Below are 19,769 nucleotides of genomic sequence, written 5' to 3' on the forward strand. Positions count from 1 at the left end.
AACCATGATCAAACTCTCGGATTACCTGGATTATCTCTACAGCGAGATAATCCAGGCTCGTAAGAAGGCGGATGAGAAGTCGGTTCAAGTGGCCAAAGAGTATGCCAATCACGAGTACTTGAAGTTTTTCAAGGCACCTCGTTTCACCTTTCCATCGATAAAGATGGATATACCGTTGAAGGTGAGTAATATCAGTGCCCAGTCGAAATACGACTTCAAACTTGATAACGAGAAGTTCCTGAACGAATTGAATGAACGGATTGTAACTGTAAACAGAGAGAAGCAACTGAACATCTCCCCGGTTACAAAAGAGGAGATCCAGTCGACTGAATTTACAGAACTCTTCAAGACTCTCGAGAAAAAAGACCAGAAACTGGTTAAGAACATCAACGATGAGATAAAGAAGATAGACATCTCTCCGCAAATCACGCTGCTGAATAAAAGGGTTTTCACCCCCCAGGACAGTAAGGTAGAGGCAGAGCGTGCAGAAATGAAGAGGATTCTGACGGAGACTATTGCCAATAGCTATTCGCTCGTCTCTACCAAGTTGAATGATATCTATATCGATCCGAATACGACCGGTGCGGAGGATAAGGACAAGCTATTCATCAACCTCCATATCGAGATGGAGGAGGAGGGTTTGCGGATCAAGTCGATTACCGATAAGAACGGGCAACCGGTCGAAGAAATCATTTTTGAATAGATGAAAGAGTTTATCCACAACAAGATCAGGGTAATTGACGAACTTCTCGCCGAATTCAATCATGTGCAGAAGTTGTTTGTGGAAAAATCGTTCGATTTTGAGCATCGCTTTAACGCTTTTCTGGCCAAACTCTCCGATTACTTTGAAATGAGAGGTGACAATGCCAAAGCGTCGGAGGTTCTCAGGATAAGAAGCATGCTTCAAACGGTAAAAAGAGGTTTCGATCCTTCCAGAATGGAGAAGATTACCTCATGGAGGGGTGAATTGTTGTGGGGATTTTCCTACAAGGGGATTGAGAGTCTTGACCTGTTGTTGCAGGATATCTACAAGAAAGAGATCTCAAAGCTGGAAGAGGGTGAGGAGATTCTCTCAAACCTGATCCTGAGCCTTTGCCAGCAAGGGGTATTATCGAATGAGAAGCTGAAAGAGCTGAATTCGATAGCAGAAATTGAAGCATTCTGGAACTTTCTTCTGACACAGAATGGGACTATATCCATAATAAATAAGAAGTTGCTCGCAAATTTGATTCCGGAAGACATCTTTCTGCTTATCGAAAAAATTGTTTCCAACATCACCATACAATAACTGAAGATTATGGCAAAAGAGAGATACATTGTTTTGCTGGATAGCCAGAATGAGAAATCGATCAAGAGCGTGGAGAAAGGGTTCTCCGTAAGCGTAACCTCATCCGAGTTCCTGTCGAAGGAGAACCGCTCATTTCACATTATCGACAATAACCATGCCGTCCTATACAAGAATCTGGGCGTCATGGTGGTGGACGATGTGGATGAGCAGCTATTGACCGCCTCGATAAGCGACAGTAGGAGTCCGGTTGTCTATTTTGAGAAGGAGAGGGAGTTTTTTCCAGCAGATGAGTTTACCCTGATTGATGATTTGAAGGCGACAGTTGATCAATTAAACAGCAAGATTACAGAACTGGAGAACTTTATCCGGAGCAGGTCAATGCCCAAACCTGCTGTAACTGATCTGGAGTGGGGATTAAAGGCTATTGGTGTCGACGAGGCCCGGTTTACGGGTAAAGGGGTGGATATCTGCATTCTTGATACCGGTTTCGATGTTTCGCATCCCGATTTTGCGGAGAGGTTTATTGAGGGAAAGTCATTTGTTGAGGGTGAAGAGTGGGACAAGGATCTCAACGGACACGGAACGCATTGTGCCGGTATCGCCTGCGGATATGTACGGGGTGATACCGGTAAGCGCTACGGGATTGCCAAAGATAGTAACCTGAAGATAGGCAAGGTGCTCGGCAACAATGGAAAGGGGACAACCAGCAGTATCATCGATGCCATAGACTGGGCAATTACCAAGAAGTACCGGGTCATCTCCCTCTCACTTGCTTCACCAGTAAAACTGAATGAGAAACCCTCCCCTCTTTTTGAAACAGTAGGCAGCAGGGTGTTTATTTCACCCCAAAAGTATACCAGTATTTCAATCCAAAAGTATACCATTTTAATTTAATCTCCAAGTCCGTTTCCCTGTTGGGGGCGGTACCGCCCCCAACAGGGAAACGGGCGTTCTTATTCTGACTGTTATTTTCATTTTCCATTCATCATTTTTTCTGTTTCTTTCAGCCGGTATGAGTCTCCGGACATATTTACAAGATATGCCTTATGGGTTACCCTGTCTACCAGTGCCGCTGTCAGGACGGGGTCACCAAAGATCTCTTCCCACCGGTCAAAGCCGAGGTTCGTGGTAATGATGGTCGATTTCCTGCCCGTTCTTAAGGAGAGATGGTTAAACAACAGTTCAGAGCCTTGCTTGTCAAAGGATACATATCCAAACTCATCGCATATGACCAGGTCATATTTTTCAAACTGGGCTTCTACCTGTTTCAGTGTGCGCCCGGAGTGGGATTCACGTAACTGTGTCAACAAGCGGTGTACTGTGGTGAACAACACTTTATACCCCTGCATGCAAGCCTTAAGCCCCAACCCTATGGCGATGTGTGTTTTGCCCGTACCCGGGTTGCCGGAGAGGATCACGTTCCGGGCCGCCGGGATGAAGTCCAGTCTTTCCAGTAAAGGGAGTTTCTCCCTGGCACCCGGAGGTAACTGGTCACGCTCAAGGTCGGAAAGATACATTTTAGACGGGAACCGGGCATTCCTTATTTGCGCTTTCTTCCGGTTCTCAAGCCTGAGTTCATATTCACGTTCCATGAGCATTACCAGGTACGCTTCATAATCAAGCCCCTGTCGGGCCGCTTCTGTTGCCAGTTCCTTGTAATCACGCCTGAAAACAGGCAGTCGGAGCTCTTTACTGTATGCTGTTATTTGCCTGTTGATAGTGTCCATCATAGTTTGTTTTTTGCATTAGCCCGGCGATGCCGGCAAGTTGTTCTTTGGCCTTGATACTTATCGTATCTTCCGGCTCCCAGGTTGGGTTTACACGGGGTTTATTTCCCAGCAGGGCCCGAAGCTTTTCCACGCTGATTCCCTGGCAGCCGGTGTCCAGTAATCGCTTAAGGGATTCCTCGAGTCTCTCACGGCTCACCATTTGCCCGCGGCAGTATGTGAGCAGGTCGATAAATTCACGGGGTTCGCTTTGGAAATAATCCATGTACAGCCCTTTAAGGTAATGGCTGCCGGCAAGTGCCAGGCTACCAGCCAGGGCGCCCGGTTTCTTCTTGAATGTTGACAGGTAATGCTCTATCTCCACATTCCAGGAGTGTTTTTCGTAACTACGTACATGAACGGCCACCCGTTTGTTTTGCACGTACACCTGCAACTCGCGGCTGCGGACACTCACATCGACAAACTCTCCCACCAGGTGATCGGGAACCGAGTAGCGGTTGGTGCGATAGCTGATGGTGGCATATTTATCCACCCGCAACTGCACCTGTTCACTGCAGACAAGCTCCATGGCCGGATGCTTGCCCAAAAGGTTCTTCTCCTGAGAGAACAGTTCGTCGGCGCTCTTGCCTGTTCCCTGCTGCTTCCCCGCATTGAGCCTTTTAAGCGTTGCATCAAGCCACTGTTGGGCCTCCAGGATGTCCGCAAAGGCATCCTTGGGGGCGAACGCTTTACGGCGGACATACTCCACGCTCCGTTCCACGTGACCTTTTTCGTTTCCACGGCATATGTTGCAAAAGCGATGCCTGAACTGATAGTGCCCCCGAAGCTGGAGCAGTGACCGGGTGGGCTCCTTTTCATGCGGCCCGACAAACCTGGCTACCGCAACACGCATATTATCGTAAACCATCTCACGGTAGACGCCACCAATGGTTTTAAAAAAACGCACGTGAGATTCCATGAAAGCCAGGGTATCCTGCCGCTCGTAAATAAAAGCATAGCGGTAATTGCTGAAGGCGGAGGTAAAAACAGCAAGTTGCAATGACCTGCGTTTCCCTGCAATGCAGAGTTTGATCTCACCCCAGTCAAACTCACAGGTTTCCCCGGCCTGATAAACCTGGCGAATAAATGCTTCTTTGGTTACTACCCGGTTCTCCCTGCGCGCAATATGATTACAAACCGTGGTATAGCCAATGTCAAACCCTCGCCGGTGAAGTTCCTCAAGGATGTCCTTTTTCTTTAGCATCTGCTTGCGCAGGCCTTGCCCACGCTTACGCTCGTTGTCTTCAAGTAATTCATCGATGACAGTTTCCACCTCGCGTGTTAATTTGAGCCTCAGACGAGGTGTAGCCATTTTATAGACCGGTTCACTGGATAGATTACACGATTGCGCTGTTTCTTTACAGACTGCCGATTGCAATGCCTTTTCGTGTTCCTGCAGGTACTTCCTGATTGTTTTGCGACTAATTTGCAAATCACGGGCTATTTGACGCTGACTTTTTCCATCGCGGAAGCTGCTAATTATAATCTCCTGTTTTGTATACATACTTATCATTCTTTATGAACGAAGTTGTTCCGTTCAAGTTTGTAAGTGGTATACTTTTCGATTGAAATGTGGGGTACTTTTACACTAATATATACAGCAGGGCATTGGAGAACAACTGCCTGATAATTGCAGCTGCAGGCAACGACAGCAACAGACCGGCATTACCCATGCCGGTTTCGGCTCCGGCTAACGCTGTCTCCATTATGGCCGTTGCAGCGATTGATAGCCAGATGCAGATAGCCCGCTTTTCGAATGGAGGACTCAATGCCTCCACCGGGGGTGATATCAACGTTTGTGCTCCAGGTGTGAATGTGTTGAGTTCCTATCCGAAGAAGAGTGCAAATTCTGGTAATTATCAGATACTAAGCGGTACAAGTATGGCTACCCCCCACGTTTCGGGGTTGGCAGCCCTTTATATGGAGCAGTATCCCGATTTGAACGCCAGGGAGATATGGGAGTTGATTGAAGAGCATGCCAAACCGATCGAAAACCTCAAATATAGGGATGTCGGGAAGGGGCTGGTACAGGTTATTCGTGAAGAGTAAGATGAAAACCTACTTTGGAGTCATACAGAACGGTTGGTCGTTCAAGGAAGTTGAAACGAAGCTGACCCGGCTAGGTATACGTGTCGATACCTACTATCCCAAGCTGAAGATTGTCAAGTTTGTCACAGACAGGATCATCTCCCAGATCGATTTCGATTTTTTTATTACGGTGGAAGAGGAGAAAGATGATTTTGCCATTCAATAGCTGCACGGTTTTCACAAAAAATCAACCGTCAACACCATAGAGGGGAGGTGTTGATTTTTTTAATTGCATAATAATTAGTAAATTACGAATAGTTAATTTTTAAGATATAGATCGATTTTTGATATTTTTTTCTTTCTGCTTTTGTTCTGAAATGATGCACATATGTTTTTGCAAACCAGTCGGTTATTCTAAAATTGATGTGCGTGGAATACAAGTGAAGAAATGTTAATGTTCACTGAGTCCAAAAAAATGTGCAAAGAATCCTAACATTTCAATTCGTGCAGCGCTATTTTTGTACAAGTGTAAGTGTAAAGCCAATAAAAGGGCTTTATCCGTGACTCTCTAAAAAATATCAAATTTTGTTTAACATGCGCGTGGTATTCTATTGTGACACTGGTAAGCCCTTTTATTCCCTTTCTATATTATAGTCTAATGGTGTCCGTAAGTTTAACTGGAACGGAGCCCCAGGTGGTTACTCTCAATTCCGGCTGATCATCAGCACCTGTCTGTAATACCCATTCACATAGTACTACAAACATGATAAAAACATGAAAACAGTTCTCAAAAACGAAACAAGATCGATACGGGCGAATATGTATTTTCTTCAGAAAGTTACTGATATGATCAATCAAAGGATATCCGATCCCGATCTATCTCCTGGTTCGATAGCAAAAGAGTTGAATATAAGTGTCTCTCAACTGAATCGGAAAATCAATGCGGCATCGGGTTATTCAACTAATGCTTATATTATTCAACTGAGGCTTAATCATGCAAAAAAACAGCTGATTCAATGCGATAAGAATATTGGAGAGATAGCCAAAATTTGTGGTTTTGCCGATCTGGCCTATTTTTCACGGACGTTTAAAAAACATACGGGAGTTACCCCGTCTTACTATCGTAATTTTGTTTTACTGCCCTGAATTTGCTTCAAAGTACCGGGAGAGCTCTCCCTATTCCTCTGCGTGAGGCTTTAGGTAACTTGATCGGGGAAAAAAGATATGCTTTGCTTTTTTGAATAATTCTACTAAAATTTCCTTTGTAAAAAACGCCGCCAGGCAGATTCTCTCTTCTGGCGACGTTTTTTTGTGTCTACTGGGTGATGTTATCTCCCCAATATTTCCATTGTGTCTTTTGCAATGGTCAGCTCCTCGTCGGTGGGAATGATAAGCACCTTCACTTTCGACGTAGGCTTGCTGATCACTACCTCCTTGGCACGGACCGACCGATTCAGCTCTTCGTCGAGTTCAATGCCCATATACTCCATGTTTTCACATACCGTGCTGCGCGTAACCCACTGATTCTCGCCCACACCTCCAGTAAAGACCAGGATGTCAACGCCACCCAGAACTGCACTGTAAGCGCCCACATATTTCTTGATGCGGTAGTTGTAGGTATTCATCGCAAGAATTGCCCTCGGGTTGTTCTCCTTTATACCGGCTTCGATCTCGCGCATATCTGACGAGATCCCCGATATACCCAAAACACCCGAAAACTTGTTCAACAGGGTGGAGACACCCAATGCGCTCATCCGCTCCTTTTCCATGATGTAGGAGATTACCCCGGGATCCAGATCCCCCGAACGGGTTCCCATCATCAGACCCTCCACCGGGGTCATCCCCATGCTTGTGTCGATCGATTTTCCGTTCTTGATGGCGGTAATGGAGACGCCATTGCCGATATGCGCGGTGATGATGCGTTGCGATTCGTAAGGAACATTCAGGAACTCACAAGCCCTCTTGGAGACATACCTGTGGCTTGTGCCGTGAAATCCATACCGCCGAATGCCATATTTCTCGTAAAGCGAGTAGGGTAATCCGTAAACGTAGGCGTAGTCGGGCATGGTCTGGTGGAAAGCAGTGTCGAAGACACTCACCTGCGGCGTGTCGGGCAGCAGTTCCTTGATAGCGAAAATCCCCTTCAGGTTGGGTGGATTGTGCAGGGGAGCAAGCTCGATGCACTCTTCCAGCATCTCGATCACCTCATCGGTAATCAGTACGCTCTTGTTGAACCGCTCTCCACCGTGTACCACCCGGTGCCCGACGGCGTCAATCTCGTCGAGCGACTTGATACAGCCGTATTTCTCGCTCAGCAGAACCCCGAAAATGTATTCGATTCCTGCGCGGTGTTCCAGGATCTCTCCCTCGAGTTGCACTTTCTGCCCGTTGGGGAGAGTGAGTTTCAGGAACGAACCTTTCATTCCGATCTTTTCCACGCCTCCCTGAGCAACAACCTCGTTGCTTTCCATATTGAAAAGCTTGTACTTGATGGAGGAACTTCCGCAATTTAAAACTAATATCTTCATTTCGACAAATTCTGATTTCTGACTTTTCTCAATTAAACAACGATTTGTTTTCGGAGATCACGTTCCCGTTCTTATCGTAGATGTAGAATCCCTTACCGGTTCGAACACCAAGCTGATTGGAGCGGTAAAGCTTCCACAATAACGGATTGGGCTTGTAATGTGTCTGTCCGAAATCGTTGAACATGGCCTCCATGATGGTTACGATACGTTCAATACCAATGATGTCTGCCAGTCTGAAAACGCCGTAGCGCTGTCCGTAGATGATGGTGAATGTCTCTTCGATGCTTTCCATGCTGCTTACTCTCTCCAGCAGCATCTGGCACGACTCGTTGAGCATTGTCGTCAGCAGTCGTATGCTCACATTACCGTTACTTTCGTTAATCCGGTGAGGCCGGTAGTTGATCAGTTGAGCGAAGATCTCCATTTTCTTGTAGACCTCCTCCGATGTATACATCCCCTTTACGATCTCGAGGATACGGGCGTCGGGGTGGGAGACAGGAAAATAGAGGCTTACGCAGCGCTCCTTGTGCACCAGGTCGGCAGCCAATTCGCTGATAATGACCGTTGGACCGTTCGTGGCAATGATGGCATCGGGTTCGAGGATTTCATCCAGTATCTTGAAGATGTTTTTCCGGAGCGGGGTGCTGCGGCGACCGGTTTCAGAGTAACGGGTACACTCGATGACCATGTCGCAACCGACGAAATCTTCGTAGTTCAATGTCGGAGTGATCCGGTTCATGATTACTTTCTTCTCCGATTGGGTCAGACCCCACTTGCTGATTTTCTGGTCCATGACCCGGTTCAGTTCCTCAAGAACGACGTCGATACGTTCCTGCGATTCATCCATGAAAACCACATCCATTCCTGCCGATGCTGTCAGGCTGATGATGGTACGCCCCTCTTTTCCGGCTCCTACAATGCCGATTCTGGAGAAGAGCGCTTTCTTCTCGTGGCTGATGTTGAGGCCATACTTTTCGATAGGTTCAATGATTAATTCACTCATTATATTCTGTTTTTTTTTGTATTCACCTTGTCGATTTTAACGCAATGGCCTGATTGGCTGTCATGGCCACCATGTTATAGATGTCGTTGACCGAACAGCCTCTGGAAAGATCATTTACAGGGGCTGCCATTCCTTGCAATATGGGACCTATCGCCTCGGCATTCCCCAGCCGTTGTACTAACTTGTAGCCGATATTTCCGGCCTCCAGTGTCGGGAAGACCAACACATTGGCCTGTCCTGCAACTGCACTTCCCGGTGCCTTGCTCGCTCCCACCGAGGGTACCAGAGCGGCATCGGCTTGCAGCTCACCGTCGATCAGCAGATCGGGAGCCAGCTCCTTGGCAATACGGGTAGCCTCGGCCACCTTGTCTACCATTTCGTGTTGTGCACTTCCTTTGGTCGAAAAACTCAACATCGCTACGCGAGGCTCCATTCCCACAATGCCGCGTGCAGTCTGTGCCGATGCTATGGCAATCGATGCCAGTTCCTGGGCATTGGGGTTGGGCATTACGGCACAATCGGCAAAGAGAAGGACGCCCTCTTTTCCATATTGCGACGTTTTTGTAAACATGATAAAAGCCCCGGACACCACGCTGACATCAGGTGATGTCTTGATGATCTGCAAGGCAGGACGGAGCACGTCGCCAGTGGTGTTCTGCGCACCTGCAATCTCGCCATCTGCATCGCCGTTCTTGATCATCAGACAGGCCAGATAGAGTGGATCCTCTACCAGTACGGCAGCTTTCTCGGGCGTCATCCCTTTCGATTTTCTCAGTTCCACCAGCAGGTCGATATAGGTCTGTTTTTTGTCGTGGTTTTTGGGATCGATCACACAGGCGTTGCCGATATTCTTCAGCTCGAGTTTGTTTGCCAATGCATCTATTTCTTGGGGATTCCCCAGGAGAATTATCTCTGCTACCCCGTCGTGGACAAGCTGATCTGCAGCCTGGAGCGTGCGGGGTTCCGTTCCTTCGGGAAGAACGATCCGTTGTTTATCGGCTTTTGCACGCCCGATAATTTCATTAATTAAGTTCATAGATTTTATATGACGGTTTTTGTTGGAACAGGAAAATCGGGAGGTAAATCGGTTACAGTCTACCTGCCCTTTTCAATCTGTAATTAATCTTTTTACAAAAGTAGTAAAAAAAGCGATAGGGGGCTTCTAAACGGGGAGGGGAAAATCAGCCAATTCCCCCTGCCGCCTTTACCATTTTTGTCCGGATCGCATCGGTACACAGGTTTCCGATGCTACCGGCGTGCGTGTGGTTCAATACGGGTTCAAATGAGAAGGTGCCCTCCTGTACTTCCCGTCCTACCTGCTGATACGCTTCGCGGAACGGAACGCCCCGCAAGACAAGTTCGTTTACTTTCTCCACCGTAAAGAGATATCGATATTTTTCATCTTCCAGGATGTTGTTGTTCACAGAGATGTGTGACAGCATGAAATGGGTCATCTCGAAGAGGGTATGCAACGTCTCGAGGGCCGGGAAGAGATTCTCCTTCAACAGCTGGAAGTCGCGGTGATAACCGTGTGGCAGGTTGGTGGTCATCAGCGCGATCTCGTTGGGAAGTCCCTGTAGACGGTTGCTGTGCGCACGGATCAACTCCCATACGTCGGGGTTCTTCTTGTGCGGCATGATGCTCGATCCGGTAGTCAGCTTGTCGGGATAGGAGATAAATCCATAATTGCCCGAGAGGTACATGCAGTTGTCGGCTGCCAGTTTGTTCAGCGTGGCGGCAAACGATGCTATGCTGAAAGCGAGGATACGCTCGCTCTTCCCCCTCCCCATCTGAGCGGCAACCGAGTTGTAGCTAAGGGTTTCGAAATCGAGTTCCTGCGTGGTCATCTCCCGGTCGAGCGGAAATGAACTGCCATACCCGGCTGCAGAGCCGAGCGGATTCTGGTTGGCTACCCGCCAGGCGGCAACCAGCGTATGCATATCGTCCACGAGCGTTTCGGCATATGCCCCGAACCAAAGTCCGAAGGAGGAGGGCATCGCGATCTGTCCGTGCGTGTAACCGGGCAGGAGGACCGACCGGTATTGTTCGCTGAGGGTTTGCAACAGGTCGAAAAGTTCCAGTGCTTCAGTTTTGATCTTCCTGATCTCATCCTTGAAGAAGAGTTTCAGGTCCACCAGCACCTGATCGTTCCGTGAACGGCCAGAGTGGATCTTCTTGCCCGATTCGCCGAGGGTTTCGGTAAGCATTGCCTCGATCTGCGAATGGATATCTTCAGCGTCGTCGCTGAGAGTGAAATTCCCCTCCTCAACATCCGAGAGGATTCTCTGCAGCTCGCTACGCAGCTTCTTTTCTTCGGCCTCTTCCAGCAATCCTATTTTTACCAGCATCTTGATGTGGGCCATCGAACCGATGATATCATATTTTGCCAGCCGCAAATCAAATTCCCGATCTCTTCCCACCGTGAATTTCTCTACCGACTTGTCGGCATCGAAGCCTTTGTTCCAGATTTTTGCCATGATCTATTTGATAAGTTTTGTTGCTTCTTCAATAAACCGGATATAACCGGCTATCCCATCTGCCAGCTCGCTGACCAGCACAAACTCATCGGCCTGATGGGAGCGGGCCGATTCACCCGGTCCCATTTTGATGGCCGGGCATGATATACGCATCCAGTCGGATGTAGTAGGGGAGACGTAGGTTTTTACTCCCATCCTCTCTACCGTTCTCATCAGCAGGTGATCCGACGGCGTGGCCGAACTCCTGTTTGTGAGGTTTCGGGCAGTGAGCCTGCTCTTTACCTTCGACTGGAGAAGCTGCACTATTTCAGGGTTGGAGTATTGGTCGGTCGGGCGGATATCCACTACGAAGGTACATCTGTCGGGAACCACATTGTGTTGGGTACCGGCAGATATCTGCGTGACGGTAAGTTTCACATCGCCCATTGTAGGAGAGAGCCTGTCGAACCTGACCGAACGGATCGCCTGGATATCCTCCAGGGCAATATAGAGCGCATTTACCCCCTCGTTCCTTGCCGCATGACCACTCACCCCGGTGGCCTCCCCGTCGATCACCAGCAGCCCCCGCTCGGCAATGGCAGCCTGCATCCCGGTCGGTTCACCGATAATGGCAAAATCGATTCCCGGAATCTCTTTTGCAAGACGCGTCATCCCGTCGGGTCCGGAGTTCTCCTCCTCGCAGGATAAGACCAGCATGAGGTTGAAAGGTAGTTCAGAATTGTAGAAATGGAGGAATGTCTGCAGCAGGCAGACAACGCTTGCTCCGGCATCGTTGCTGCCCAGACCGAAAACGTGGGTGTCAGACAAAGGGGGATTGAACGGATCGAAGGTGTAGCTAGCTGCAGGCCTGACGGTGTCGATATGTGAATTGATCATCAACGTTTGCTTTGCAGCGCTGTGGTGTGGCTGACGGGCAATGATGTTCTCCTTCAACCGTTCCGTTCTTACCCCCCTTTCTGAAAGGTAATTGCATAAAAAATCGCTCCGCATCTTTTCCTCCCCCGAGAAAGATTTCATGGAAACCAACTCTCTGAGCAGCTGTGTCGTATTGCGGAGATATTCGTTGTTTAGGTGCATATTGATGTTTTTATCCGATCAACATAGTTCCTCTCTTCTGCAACAGATTCCGGGCGTGGAGGATCATCACCTCCGATACCCCCTCCTGTATGGCGCTGAACGAGTTGTCGAGTTTAGGAATCATGCCGTCTGCAATCACTCCCTGCTCCCTGAGCTGGGCAAATGTTTCCCGGTTGATTAGCGGGATCAGGCTTTCACTGTCGTTGACGTCGCGCAACACTCCCTCCTTTTCGAAACAGTAATACAATGTAGTGCGATACTGTTTCGAAAGCGATATTGCAAGCGATGAGGCCACCGTGTCGGCGTTGGTATTGAGTAGTGAGCCGTTGCCATCGTGTGTTATGGCGCAGAAGACTGGGACAATCTCCTTTTCGAGGAGTGTGGTGATCAGTTCCCCGTCCATTTTTCGCGTAATCGGGTCACCCACGAATCCAAAATCGATAGGCTCCGGATTCCGGCGTGCCGAAGGAATGGCGTTGCCGTCAACGCCCGAGAGGCCGATGGCATTACATCCGATCTGTTGCAGTTGGGCAACGATGCTCTTGTTGATCCATCCGGCATAGACCATCGTTACCAGTTGCAGTGTTTCGGCATCGGTCACGCGGCGGCCGTTGACCATCTTGGTGGTGATACCGAGTCGTTCCGCCATCTTCGAAGCCAGTACGCCTCCGCCGTGAACAAGCAGTTTCCTCCCTTTCAACTGGTGGAAATCATGCAAGAAACTGGTCAGCGCTTCAGGTTTGTCGACAACGTTTCCACCAATTTTTACGACGGAGAGCGGGAGATTGGAGTGAGTAGCCATACCTTTATACTTTATATTTATTGCAGTTCCAGTAAAATTTCCTTCAATACCGTTTGTGCCGAAACCACACGATTGGCTGCTTCGGGTATAACGATTGATTGCGGGCTTTCTATCACCTCGTCGGTAACGATCATGTTACGGCGGACAGGAAGACAGTGCATGAAATAGGCATTGTTGGTCAGTGCCATCTTTTGGGTGTCTACCGTCCACGACCTGTCGCTGTTCAGTATCTTCCCGTAGTTGGGATCCTGGTAGGCCGCCCAGTTTTTCGCATAGATGAAGTCGGCATCCTTGAAAGCCTTCTTTTGGTCATATTCCACTGTGGCCTTTCCTGTAAACTGTGCATCCAGTTCATACCCTTCAGGGTGTGTGATTACAAATTCATAATCGGTAGCATTCATCCACTCGGCAAATGAGTTGGGAACTGCCTGGGGCAGTGCCCTCGGATGAGGAGCCCAGGTGAGTACGACCTTGGGGCGCTCCTTCTTTTTATACTCCTCGATGGTGATCAGGTCGGCAAAGCTCTGCAACGGGTGGCGGGTTGCAGCCTCCATGCTGAATACAGGTTTTCCTGAATACTGGATGAACTGATTGAGGATTACTTCGTTGTAGTCGTATTCCTTGTTTTCGAACTGGGCAAACGAGCGTACGCCGATAATATCGCAGTATGATCCCATCACCGGGATCGCCTCAAGGATATGTTCAGGCTTGTCACCATCCATCACCACGCCACGTTCAGTTTCGAGTTTCCACGCTCCCTGGTTGATATCAAGTACGATAACGTTCATGCCCAGGTTCATCCCGGCTTTCTGTGTGCTCAACCTTGTGCGCAGGCTCGAGTTGAAGAAGATGAGCATCAAGGTCTTGTTTTTGCCGAGGTGCTGGTCGGCATATGGGTTCTCTTTCACATATTTCGCTTTCTCCAGGGCGCTTCGAATGTCGCCAATGTCTTGAACGCAGGTAAAGTGTCTCATATTTTGAACTTTTTGACTAATAGGTTTCGATAATCTGTTTCAGTTCGTTCAGGAAGGTGTCGGCTTCCTGTTTCGATACCGAGAGCGGAGGAAGCAGACGCATCACGTTGTTCTTTGCCCCGCCTGTAAAGATGTGGCTGTTGAACAGCAGTCGGTTACGTACTTCCGAATAGCTGGGTTTCAGTTCGACGCCCAACATCAATCCCCGGCCACGGATCTCTGCGATTCCGTTTAGGGTTGACAACTCTTTCAGCAGGTAGTTGCCTATTTGGAATGCATTCTCAATTAGCGACTCCTCCTTCAGTACATCCAGGACGGCAATGGCTGCTGCACAGGCCAAGTGGTTTCCGCCAAAGGTCGTTCCCAACATCCCTTTTTTTGCCTTGATTTCGGGCGAGATCAATACCCCACCGATCGGAAAGCCATTTCCCATTCCCTTTGCCACCGTTATCATGTCTGGCTTAATGCCAGCATACTGATGGGCAAAGAAACGTCCGGTACGGCCGTAACCCGATTGAATCTCATCGAGAACAAGCACCGTTCCATGCTTGCGACAGGCAACTTCGAGCTGCTGCAGGAAATTGTCTTCGGGAACGAAGATGCCGGCGACACCCTGAATACCTTCCACCATCACAGCCGCAACATCACCCTTTGCCAGTTCGCTTATGGCTCCCTCCACATCGTTGAGGGGGAGAAAGGTCACTTCATGTCCGGAGTTGAAGAGCGATTGGATCGACGGGTTGTCGGTAACGGCAACCGCTCCGGAGGTGCGGCCGTGGAATGATCCGCTGCAAGCGATTATCCGCTTTCTTCCCGTGTGGAAAGAGGCCAGCTTCAATGCGTTCTCATTGGCTTCAGCGCCGCTGTTGCAAAGAAAGAGTGCGTAGTCGGGATAGCCGCTCTGTTCCCCAAGTTTCTCTGCAAGCTCTGTTTGCAGGCTGTTGATGACGGAGTTGGAGTAGAAGCCGATTCTGGCAACCTGCTCCTGGATCGCTTTTACATAGAGAGGGTGGCTGTGTCCGATGGATATGACGGCATGTCCACCGTAGAAATCGAGGTATTCCACTCCCTCCCTGTCCCAGACATGGCAACCTTCTGCCCTGACCGGCTCAATGTCCCACAAATTATATACGTCAAATAGATTCATTTTCTCATTACAAGTTCTAAGGTGTGAATAGACGCTTAAAATGCACTCCCTTTCAGCTTCAATCCTGTGGTTTCATCCAGGCCGAACATCAGGTTCATGCTTTGTACCGCCTGTCCCGAGGCCCCCTTTAAGAGGTTGTCGATAATGGAGGTGATATGGATATACCCATTGTGAAATCCGATATGAAGCAGGCATTTGTTGGTGTTGACCACCTCCTTCAGGCTGATCGGTTCATCAGAGACGAAGACAAATGGAGAGTCGTTATAATACTCCTTGAAGTAGCTGATCGTCTCCGTTTCGGACATCTGACCGTTCCATCGGGTATAGATGCTGGCGAAGATTCCACGGGTAAAATCACCCCGCATGGGAACCCATTGAATCGGTGGAACTTCTCCGTTCCCGACAACTTTCAAGGTCCGTTCGATTTCCGACAGATGTTGATGGGTGAATGGTTTATAAACCGAGATATTGTTGTCGCGATAGCTGAAATGCGTTGTATCCACCGGTTTCTTGCCGGCTCCGGTTGATCCGGTGATGGCGTGTACGTGAATCTCGTCGGTCAGCGCGTTGGATGCTGCCAACGGCAACAGCCCCAGCATGATGGAGGTGGCAAAACAGCCCGGATTGGCAATGCTGTTGGCTCTCCTGATCTGCTCCCGGTTGAGTTCGCACAGCCCGAAGATGAACTCTCGCCCGCCGAACTTCGGGTCGTTGCGGAAATCGTTTCCCAAGTCGATCACCTTGCATGTCGCCGGAATGTTGTTCTCGGCAAGGAAGGTGCGCGATAGTCCGTGACCGAGGCAAAGGAAGATGAGGTCGGGCTGCCCCACCTTGCCGGAAAAGGTAATGTCGGTCTCTCCAAACAGATCGCGGTGTATCGAGGAGACCGGCACTCCGGCAGAACTCGAACTGATTACCGACTCAATTGTTACTCCGGGATGATTCAGTAGAATCCGGAGCAGTTCGCCGGCGGTGTAGCCGGTTCCACCGGCAATGGATACTTTTATCATCGTTATTACTGCTTGATGAACTATTCGTGAATCTTGTAGTAAATTTTCAACGGATTGGAAATTACCTTGGTAAAGCCAACCACATCCTGTCCCGTGAACGACTTGTTCACTTCGCCATATTCTCCGAAGACCGGATTCATCAGGTCATATTCGGTAGAGCAGGCCAAAATAGAGAAGTGGTAGGGGCGAAGCTCCACATCCACTTCACCCGTTACAAACTGCTGGGTGTCGTCGAGGAAGGTCTCGATATTGCGCATTACCGGTTCCAGGTATTGGGCTTCATGCATCAACTGTCCATACCAGTTCGACAACTGCTCTTTCCAGTATAGTTGCTGTTTGGTGAGTACATGTTTTTCCAGCAGATGGTGGGCTTTAATCAGGATCAGGGGAGCGGGAGCCTCAAAGGCAACCCTTCCTTTTGTACCGATGATGGTGTCGCCAACATGAATGTCACGGCCGATGCCAAATCTGGATGCCTGTTTGTGCAGCGCACGGATGAGCTGGACGGGCGTCATCTTCTCGCCGTTTAACGATACCGGTTCCCCTTTCTCAAATCCGATCTTTATCCGTTCCACGCCCTGATCGGTCACCTGTGAAGGGTAAGCCTCTTCGGGAAGGATTCCGGATGATTTGAGCGTTTCAACGCCACCTACACTGGTTCCCCACAACCCCTGGTTGATGGAGTATTTCGACTTCTCCCACGAGAAATTGAATCCTTTCGATTTCAGGTAATCAATCTCCTCCTGACGAGAGAGTCCCAGCTCCCTGATCGGAGCAATGATTTTTATCTCCGGTGCCAATACTTCAAAAACAAGGTCGAACCGCACCTGGTCGTTCCCGGCACCTGTACTTCCGTGGGCAACATAGTCGGCGCCGATCTTTTTTACATGCTCCAGTACAGCTAAAGCCTGGAAGAAACGTTCGGAACTGACCGAAAGGGGATAGGTGTTGTTCTTAAGAACATTCCCGAAGATCAGGTACTTTATTCCTTTGTTGTAATAGTCGTTAACCGCATCAATGGTCGTGTGTGATGCTGCTCCTAACGTTTTGGCACGCTCTTCGATCCCGTTGAGCTCATCTTCGGAGAAACCGCCGGTATTGACTATGACCGTATGTACCTCCAAGTTGCGCTTATGGATAAGGTACGGTACACAAAATGAGGTGTCGAGTCCACCGCTGAATGCTAAAACTACTTTTTGTTTCATAATATTTCAGGCTTTTAGTTTATTTCTTGTACAATTTGTTAGGCGCTTTTTTCTTGACGATCGGCTTGACGACCTTTTTAGCGAACGAACTGGCTGCAACCTCTTTCTGGGCCGGATCGTATAAGAGTCCGGTACAGAGGCACATCTTGTAGTTGTTGCGTTGAAGGATGTCGAAGTTGCGACAACCCTGACATCCCTTCCAGAACTCTTCATCGTCGGTAAGCTCGGAGAAGGTAACCGGCTTGAAACCCAGTTCGGTGTTCATTTTCATTACCGCCAGTCCGGTGGTGATGCTGAAGATCTTTGCATTCGGGAACAGTTTTCGGGAAAGGTCAAAAATCTTGCGTTTAATTTTCTTGGCCAACCCCATATTCCGGTAGTCGGGATGAACAATGAGTCCCGAGTTGGCGACAAAACGCTGGTGACTGAACGTCTCGATGTAGGCAAAACCTACAAGTTTCTCTCCGTCGAGCGCAATAACTGCCTTACCTGCATTGATCTTCTCTGCAACGTACTCGGGACTCCGTTTGGCAATACCTGTGCCGCGGGCCTGAGCCGACTCATAGATTAGATCACACACTTCCTGTGCGTATTTTGCATAAGCGGAAGTAGCTATATGAATTTCCACATCCATTTCGTGTAATGTAAATAAAATGATGAATTAATATGATGAATAAAAAGGGTTTCCTAGTCCGGTATGATGTAGTATGGTGATTTTACGGTATAACCTAAAAACCCGTAAAAAACCGGAAAAATCAGAAGCATCGTCGGAACAGATCCATAACGATGTGCCAGTGGGCAATATGTGTCTGTAATATTTTCATCGGGTCTGCAAAAGTAATACTTATATTTAACAAAAACGAAAAAAGGAGAGAAAATTTCAAGTAAAAATGCAGTATGAAAGCTCTTTGCCAAATTATTTAAAAAAAGTGTAAAGAGTGTTTATGAATCGTGGATTTTTCCCTGATTTTCTTATATTTGTAACAAAGCGAGAGCGCTTTTTCTGTTATTTATAGAGAGTTACGCGTTAGAAAATAGAAAGTTACGATGAATTACAAGAGTTATTCCCTACACAATTTTACAGAGTTACCACAACTATCCCGATTATCATCCGAACAGGTCGAGGCTATCCGGGTAGTAGGAAGTGTACTACCCTTCAAATCAAATAATTACGTTACCGAACAGCTGATCGATTGGAACAATATCCCCGATGATCCAATTTTCACACTCACTTTTCCCAGAAGAGAGATGTTGGCTAAGCCGCATTATGAGAAGGTGGCCGGGTTGTTGCGTTCGGGAGCAGATCCGAAGCTGATCAAGGATGAGGTGAATAAAATCCGGCTGAAGTTAAATCCCAATCCGGCAGGACAGGTACATAACATCCCATTGTTTGAAGGGACCAAACTGCACGGAATTCAGCATAAATACCGGGAAACGGTGCTTTTTTTCCCCAGTCAGGGCCAGACCTGCCACGCCTATTGCACCTTCTGTTTCCGTTGGCCTCAATTTTCGGGAATGAGCGAGCTGAAGTTCGCCATGAAAGAGGCTGCCCTGCTGCACAAATATCTGCTGAAGCACTCCAAGGTTACAGATCTCCTGCTTACCGGCGGTGATCCGCTTACGGCAAATGCGAAGATTCTTTCGGCCTATATCGAACCGATCCTGTCGAAAGAGTTCAGCCACATACAGAATATACGTATCGGATCAAAATCGCTTGCTTACTGGCCATACCGTTTCCTGACCGATAAAGATGCCGACGATCTCCTTTTACTCTTCGAAAAAGTGATCAAAGCAGGCAAGCACCTCGCATTCCAAGCACATTTCAATCACCCCGATGAACTGATGACCGATGCGGTGAAGAAGGCCATCGGAAGGATACGCAATACGGGCGTACAGATCAGGACTCAATCGCCATTGTTGCGGAATATCAACGACAATCCCGAGACTTGGACAAAGATGTGGAAGGAGCAGGTAAGGCTGGGTCTTATCCCCTATTATATGTTTATAGCCAGAGACACCGGTTCAAAGGCATTTTTTGAAGTACCCCTGGCCAAGGCTTGGAACATTTTTCGGAAAGCTTACTCCAGCGTAAGCGGCATTGCCCGAACGGTAAGGGGACCCAGCATGAGTTGTAGTCCCGGGAAGGTGCATTTGCTGGGCGTTACGGAGGTGAACGGTGAGAAGGTATTTGTCCTTCGTTTTTTGCAATGTCGGGATCCTCAACTGGTTGATATTCCCTTTTTTGCCAAGTACAGCCCTTCGGCCACCTGGTTCGACGATCTCAAGCCTGCTTTCGGTGAAACAAAATTTTTCTTTGAAAGAGAGAACTTCCCCGGAAAGATGGAGCAGGACGACTACTTCTTATGGGAATAGCCAATTTCGACTTCCAGTGCGTGAGCACTTTTTTATCAACAAAAAAGAGAACGTTTACTATAATTAACATAGAATTATGGGAATTATTGCT

General features: G+C 48.4%; 19 protein-coding genes and 1 pseudogene. 7 read left to right on the top strand and 13 right to left on the bottom strand.

Annotated elements, in window-relative coordinates; genetic code table 11:
- The first annotated feature begins 4 nt into the window (after positions 1-4).
- From ING2E5A_RS03440 to ING2E5A_RS03450, 3 genes are read left to right on the top strand one after another with little or no spacing between them, the layout of a single operon-like run.
- Positions 5-703, top strand: a complete 699-nt coding sequence (locus ING2E5A_RS03440) for a hypothetical protein (RefSeq protein WP_071136200.1) — start codon at positions 5-7, stop codon at positions 701-703.
- Positions 704-1,288, top strand: coding sequence for a hypothetical protein (locus ING2E5A_RS03445; RefSeq protein ID WP_071136201.1), 585 nt, complete (start codon positions 704-706; stop codon positions 1,286-1,288).
- A gap of 9 nt (positions 1,289-1,297) precedes the next feature.
- A complete protein-coding gene (locus tag ING2E5A_RS03450) occupies positions 1,298-2,182 on the top strand; it encodes a S8 family peptidase (protein WP_071136202.1) in 885 nt (294 codons plus the stop codon).
- 77 nt (positions 2,183-2,259) lie between these two features.
- Here ING2E5A_RS03450 and istB read toward each other — a convergent pair whose 3' ends face one another.
- Positions 2,260-3,015 carry an IS21-like element helper ATPase IstB gene (gene istB / locus ING2E5A_RS03455; protein ID WP_071138159.1) on the bottom strand — a complete coding sequence of 252 codons (756 nt, stop codon included), beginning with the start codon at positions 3,013-3,015 and terminating at the stop codon, positions 2,260-2,262.
- Positions 2,978-4,558, bottom strand: a complete 1,581-nt coding sequence (istA, locus tag ING2E5A_RS03460; RefSeq protein WP_161941936.1) for an IS21 family transposase — start codon at positions 4,556-4,558, stop codon at positions 2,978-2,980. The genes istB and istA overlap by 38 nt, the downstream gene beginning before the upstream one ends.
- Positions 4,559-4,662: 104 nt before the next feature.
- Between istA and ING2E5A_RS03465 the strand changes: the two genes are divergently transcribed.
- The 3 genes from ING2E5A_RS03465 to ING2E5A_RS03475 all read left to right on the top strand — a co-directional run bounded on the left by ING2E5A_RS03465 (position 4,663) and on the right by ING2E5A_RS03475 (position 6,228).
- Positions 4,663-5,103, top strand: a complete 441-nt coding sequence (locus ING2E5A_RS03465; RefSeq protein ID WP_197678517.1) for a S8 family peptidase — start codon at positions 4,663-4,665, stop codon at positions 5,101-5,103.
- Between the two features lies 1 nt (position 5,104).
- Positions 5,105-5,308 carry a hypothetical protein gene (locus ING2E5A_RS03470; RefSeq protein WP_071136204.1) on the top strand — a complete coding sequence of 68 codons (204 nt, stop codon included), beginning with the start codon at positions 5,105-5,107 and terminating at the stop codon, positions 5,306-5,308.
- Positions 5,309-5,856: 548 nt separating this feature from the next.
- The gene (locus tag ING2E5A_RS03475) at positions 5,857-6,228 is read left to right on the top strand and encodes a helix-turn-helix domain-containing protein (protein WP_083373169.1); all 372 of its coding nucleotides are present in this window, start codon (positions 5,857-5,859) and stop codon (positions 6,226-6,228) included.
- A 182-nt stretch (positions 6,229-6,410) separates the two neighbouring features.
- Here ING2E5A_RS03475 and ING2E5A_RS03480 read toward each other — a convergent pair whose 3' ends face one another.
- The 11 genes and pseudogenes from ING2E5A_RS03480 to ING2E5A_RS03530 all read right to left on the bottom strand — a co-directional run bounded on the left by ING2E5A_RS03480 (position 6,411) and on the right by ING2E5A_RS03530 (position 17,939).
- Positions 6,411-7,610, bottom strand: coding sequence for an acetate kinase (locus ING2E5A_RS03480; protein ID WP_071136206.1), 1,200 nt, complete (start codon positions 7,608-7,610; stop codon positions 6,411-6,413).
- 28 nt (positions 7,611-7,638) lie between these two features.
- Positions 7,639-8,613 (bottom strand): 3-hydroxyacyl-CoA dehydrogenase family protein, encoded by a 975-nt coding sequence (locus tag ING2E5A_RS03485; protein WP_071136207.1) that lies wholly within the window; start codon positions 8,611-8,613, stop codon positions 7,639-7,641.
- Between the two features lie 22 nt (positions 8,614-8,635).
- Positions 8,636-9,703 (bottom strand): annotated as a pseudogene (gene pta / locus ING2E5A_RS03490) (phosphate acetyltransferase); the annotation flags it as partial.
- Between the two features lie 91 nt (positions 9,704-9,794).
- Positions 9,795-11,090: an argininosuccinate lyase gene (gene argH / locus ING2E5A_RS03495; RefSeq protein ID WP_071136209.1), complete on the bottom strand. Its 1,296-nt coding sequence runs from the start codon at positions 11,088-11,090 to the stop codon at positions 9,795-9,797.
- A gap of 3 nt (positions 11,091-11,093) precedes the next feature.
- Positions 11,094-12,167 (bottom strand): M20/M25/M40 family metallo-hydrolase, encoded by a 1,074-nt coding sequence (locus ING2E5A_RS03500; RefSeq protein WP_071136210.1) that lies wholly within the window; start codon positions 12,165-12,167, stop codon positions 11,094-11,096.
- 10 nt (positions 12,168-12,177) lie between these two features.
- The gene (gene argB / locus ING2E5A_RS03505; RefSeq protein ID WP_071136211.1) at positions 12,178-12,969 is read right to left on the bottom strand and encodes an acetylglutamate kinase; all 792 of its coding nucleotides are present in this window, start codon (positions 12,967-12,969) and stop codon (positions 12,178-12,180) included.
- Between the two features lie 17 nt (positions 12,970-12,986).
- Positions 12,987-13,943 (bottom strand): N-acetylornithine carbamoyltransferase, encoded by a 957-nt coding sequence (locus tag ING2E5A_RS03510; protein ID WP_071136212.1) that lies wholly within the window; start codon positions 13,941-13,943, stop codon positions 12,987-12,989.
- A 16-nt stretch (positions 13,944-13,959) separates the two neighbouring features.
- On the bottom strand, positions 13,960-15,090 hold the full coding sequence (locus ING2E5A_RS03515; RefSeq protein WP_071136213.1) for an aspartate aminotransferase family protein: 1,131 nt from the start codon (positions 15,088-15,090) through the stop codon (positions 13,960-13,962).
- A 35-nt stretch (positions 15,091-15,125) separates the two neighbouring features.
- Positions 15,126-16,100, bottom strand: coding sequence for an N-acetyl-gamma-glutamyl-phosphate reductase (gene argC / locus ING2E5A_RS03520; RefSeq protein WP_071136214.1), 975 nt, complete (start codon positions 16,098-16,100; stop codon positions 15,126-15,128).
- 20 nt (positions 16,101-16,120) lie between these two features.
- On the bottom strand, positions 16,121-17,305 hold the full coding sequence (gene argG, locus ING2E5A_RS03525; protein WP_071136215.1) for an argininosuccinate synthase: 1,185 nt from the start codon (positions 17,303-17,305) through the stop codon (positions 16,121-16,123).
- 19 nt (positions 17,306-17,324) lie between these two features.
- Entirely contained in the window at positions 17,325-17,939 is a 615-nt protein-coding gene (locus ING2E5A_RS03530) for a GNAT family N-acetyltransferase (RefSeq protein ID WP_071136216.1), read from the bottom strand.
- A gap of 413 nt (positions 17,940-18,352) precedes the next feature.
- Here ING2E5A_RS03530 and ING2E5A_RS03535 point away from each other — a divergent pair, with 413 nt between their 5' ends.
- Positions 18,353-19,678: a KamA family radical SAM protein gene (locus ING2E5A_RS03535; RefSeq protein ID WP_071136217.1), complete on the top strand. Its 1,326-nt coding sequence runs from the start codon at positions 18,353-18,355 to the stop codon at positions 19,676-19,678.
- Positions 19,679-19,769 lie beyond the last annotated feature (91 nt).

Origin of the sequence: Petrimonas mucosa (genome assembly GCF_900095795.1) — a bacterium.
In the GTDB taxonomy this organism is placed as follows: Bacteria; Bacteroidota; Bacteroidia; order Bacteroidales; family Dysgonomonadaceae; genus Petrimonas; species Petrimonas mucosa.

What these genes read in the sequence shown, in the direction of transcription:
- ING2E5A_RS03440 (WP_071136200.1), top strand. Translation starts at nt 5, where the DNA reads ATGATCAAACTCTCGGATTACCTGGATTATCTCTACAGCGAGATAATC.
- ING2E5A_RS03445 (WP_071136201.1), top strand. Translation starts at nt 704, where the DNA reads ATGAAAGAGTTTATCCACAACAAGATCAGGGTAATTGACGAACTTCTC.
- ING2E5A_RS03450 (WP_071136202.1), top strand. Translation starts at nt 1,298, where the DNA reads ATGGCAAAAGAGAGATACATTGTTTTGCTGGATAGCCAGAATGAGAAA.
- istB (WP_071138159.1), bottom strand. Translation starts at nt 3,015, where the DNA reads ATGGACACTATCAACAGGCAAATAACAGCATACAGTAAAGAGCTCCGA.
- istA (WP_161941936.1), bottom strand. Translation starts at nt 4,558, where the DNA reads ATGTATACAAAACAGGAGATTATAATTAGCAGCTTCCGCGATGGAAAA.
- ING2E5A_RS03470 (WP_071136204.1), top strand. Translation starts at nt 5,105, where the DNA reads ATGAAAACCTACTTTGGAGTCATACAGAACGGTTGGTCGTTCAAGGAA.
- ING2E5A_RS03475 (WP_083373169.1), top strand. Translation starts at nt 5,857, where the DNA reads ATGAAAACAGTTCTCAAAAACGAAACAAGATCGATACGGGCGAATATG.
- ING2E5A_RS03480 (WP_071136206.1), bottom strand. Translation starts at nt 7,610, where the DNA reads ATGAAGATATTAGTTTTAAATTGCGGAAGTTCCTCCATCAAGTACAAG.
- ING2E5A_RS03485 (WP_071136207.1), bottom strand. Translation starts at nt 8,613, where the DNA reads ATGAGTGAATTAATCATTGAACCTATCGAAAAGTATGGCCTCAACATC.
- argH (WP_071136209.1), bottom strand. Translation starts at nt 11,090, where the DNA reads ATGGCAAAAATCTGGAACAAAGGCTTCGATGCCGACAAGTCGGTAGAG.
- ING2E5A_RS03500 (WP_071136210.1), bottom strand. Translation starts at nt 12,167, where the DNA reads ATGCACCTAAACAACGAATATCTCCGCAATACGACACAGCTGCTCAGA.
- argB (WP_071136211.1), bottom strand. Translation starts at nt 12,969, where the DNA reads ATGGCTACTCACTCCAATCTCCCGCTCTCCGTCGTAAAAATTGGTGGA.
- ING2E5A_RS03510 (WP_071136212.1), bottom strand. Translation starts at nt 13,943, where the DNA reads ATGAGACACTTTACCTGCGTTCAAGACATTGGCGACATTCGAAGCGCC.
- ING2E5A_RS03515 (WP_071136213.1), bottom strand. Translation starts at nt 15,090, where the DNA reads ATGAATCTATTTGACGTATATAATTTGTGGGACATTGAGCCGGTCAGG.
- argC (WP_071136214.1), bottom strand. Translation starts at nt 16,100, where the DNA reads ATGATAAAAGTATCCATTGCCGGTGGAACCGGCTACACCGCCGGCGAA.
- argG (WP_071136215.1), bottom strand. Translation starts at nt 17,305, where the DNA reads ATGAAACAAAAAGTAGTTTTAGCATTCAGCGGTGGACTCGACACCTCA.
- ING2E5A_RS03530 (WP_071136216.1), bottom strand. Translation starts at nt 17,939, where the DNA reads ATGGATGTGGAAATTCATATAGCTACTTCCGCTTATGCAAAATACGCA.
- ING2E5A_RS03535 (WP_071136217.1), top strand. Translation starts at nt 18,353, where the DNA reads ATGAATTACAAGAGTTATTCCCTACACAATTTTACAGAGTTACCACAA.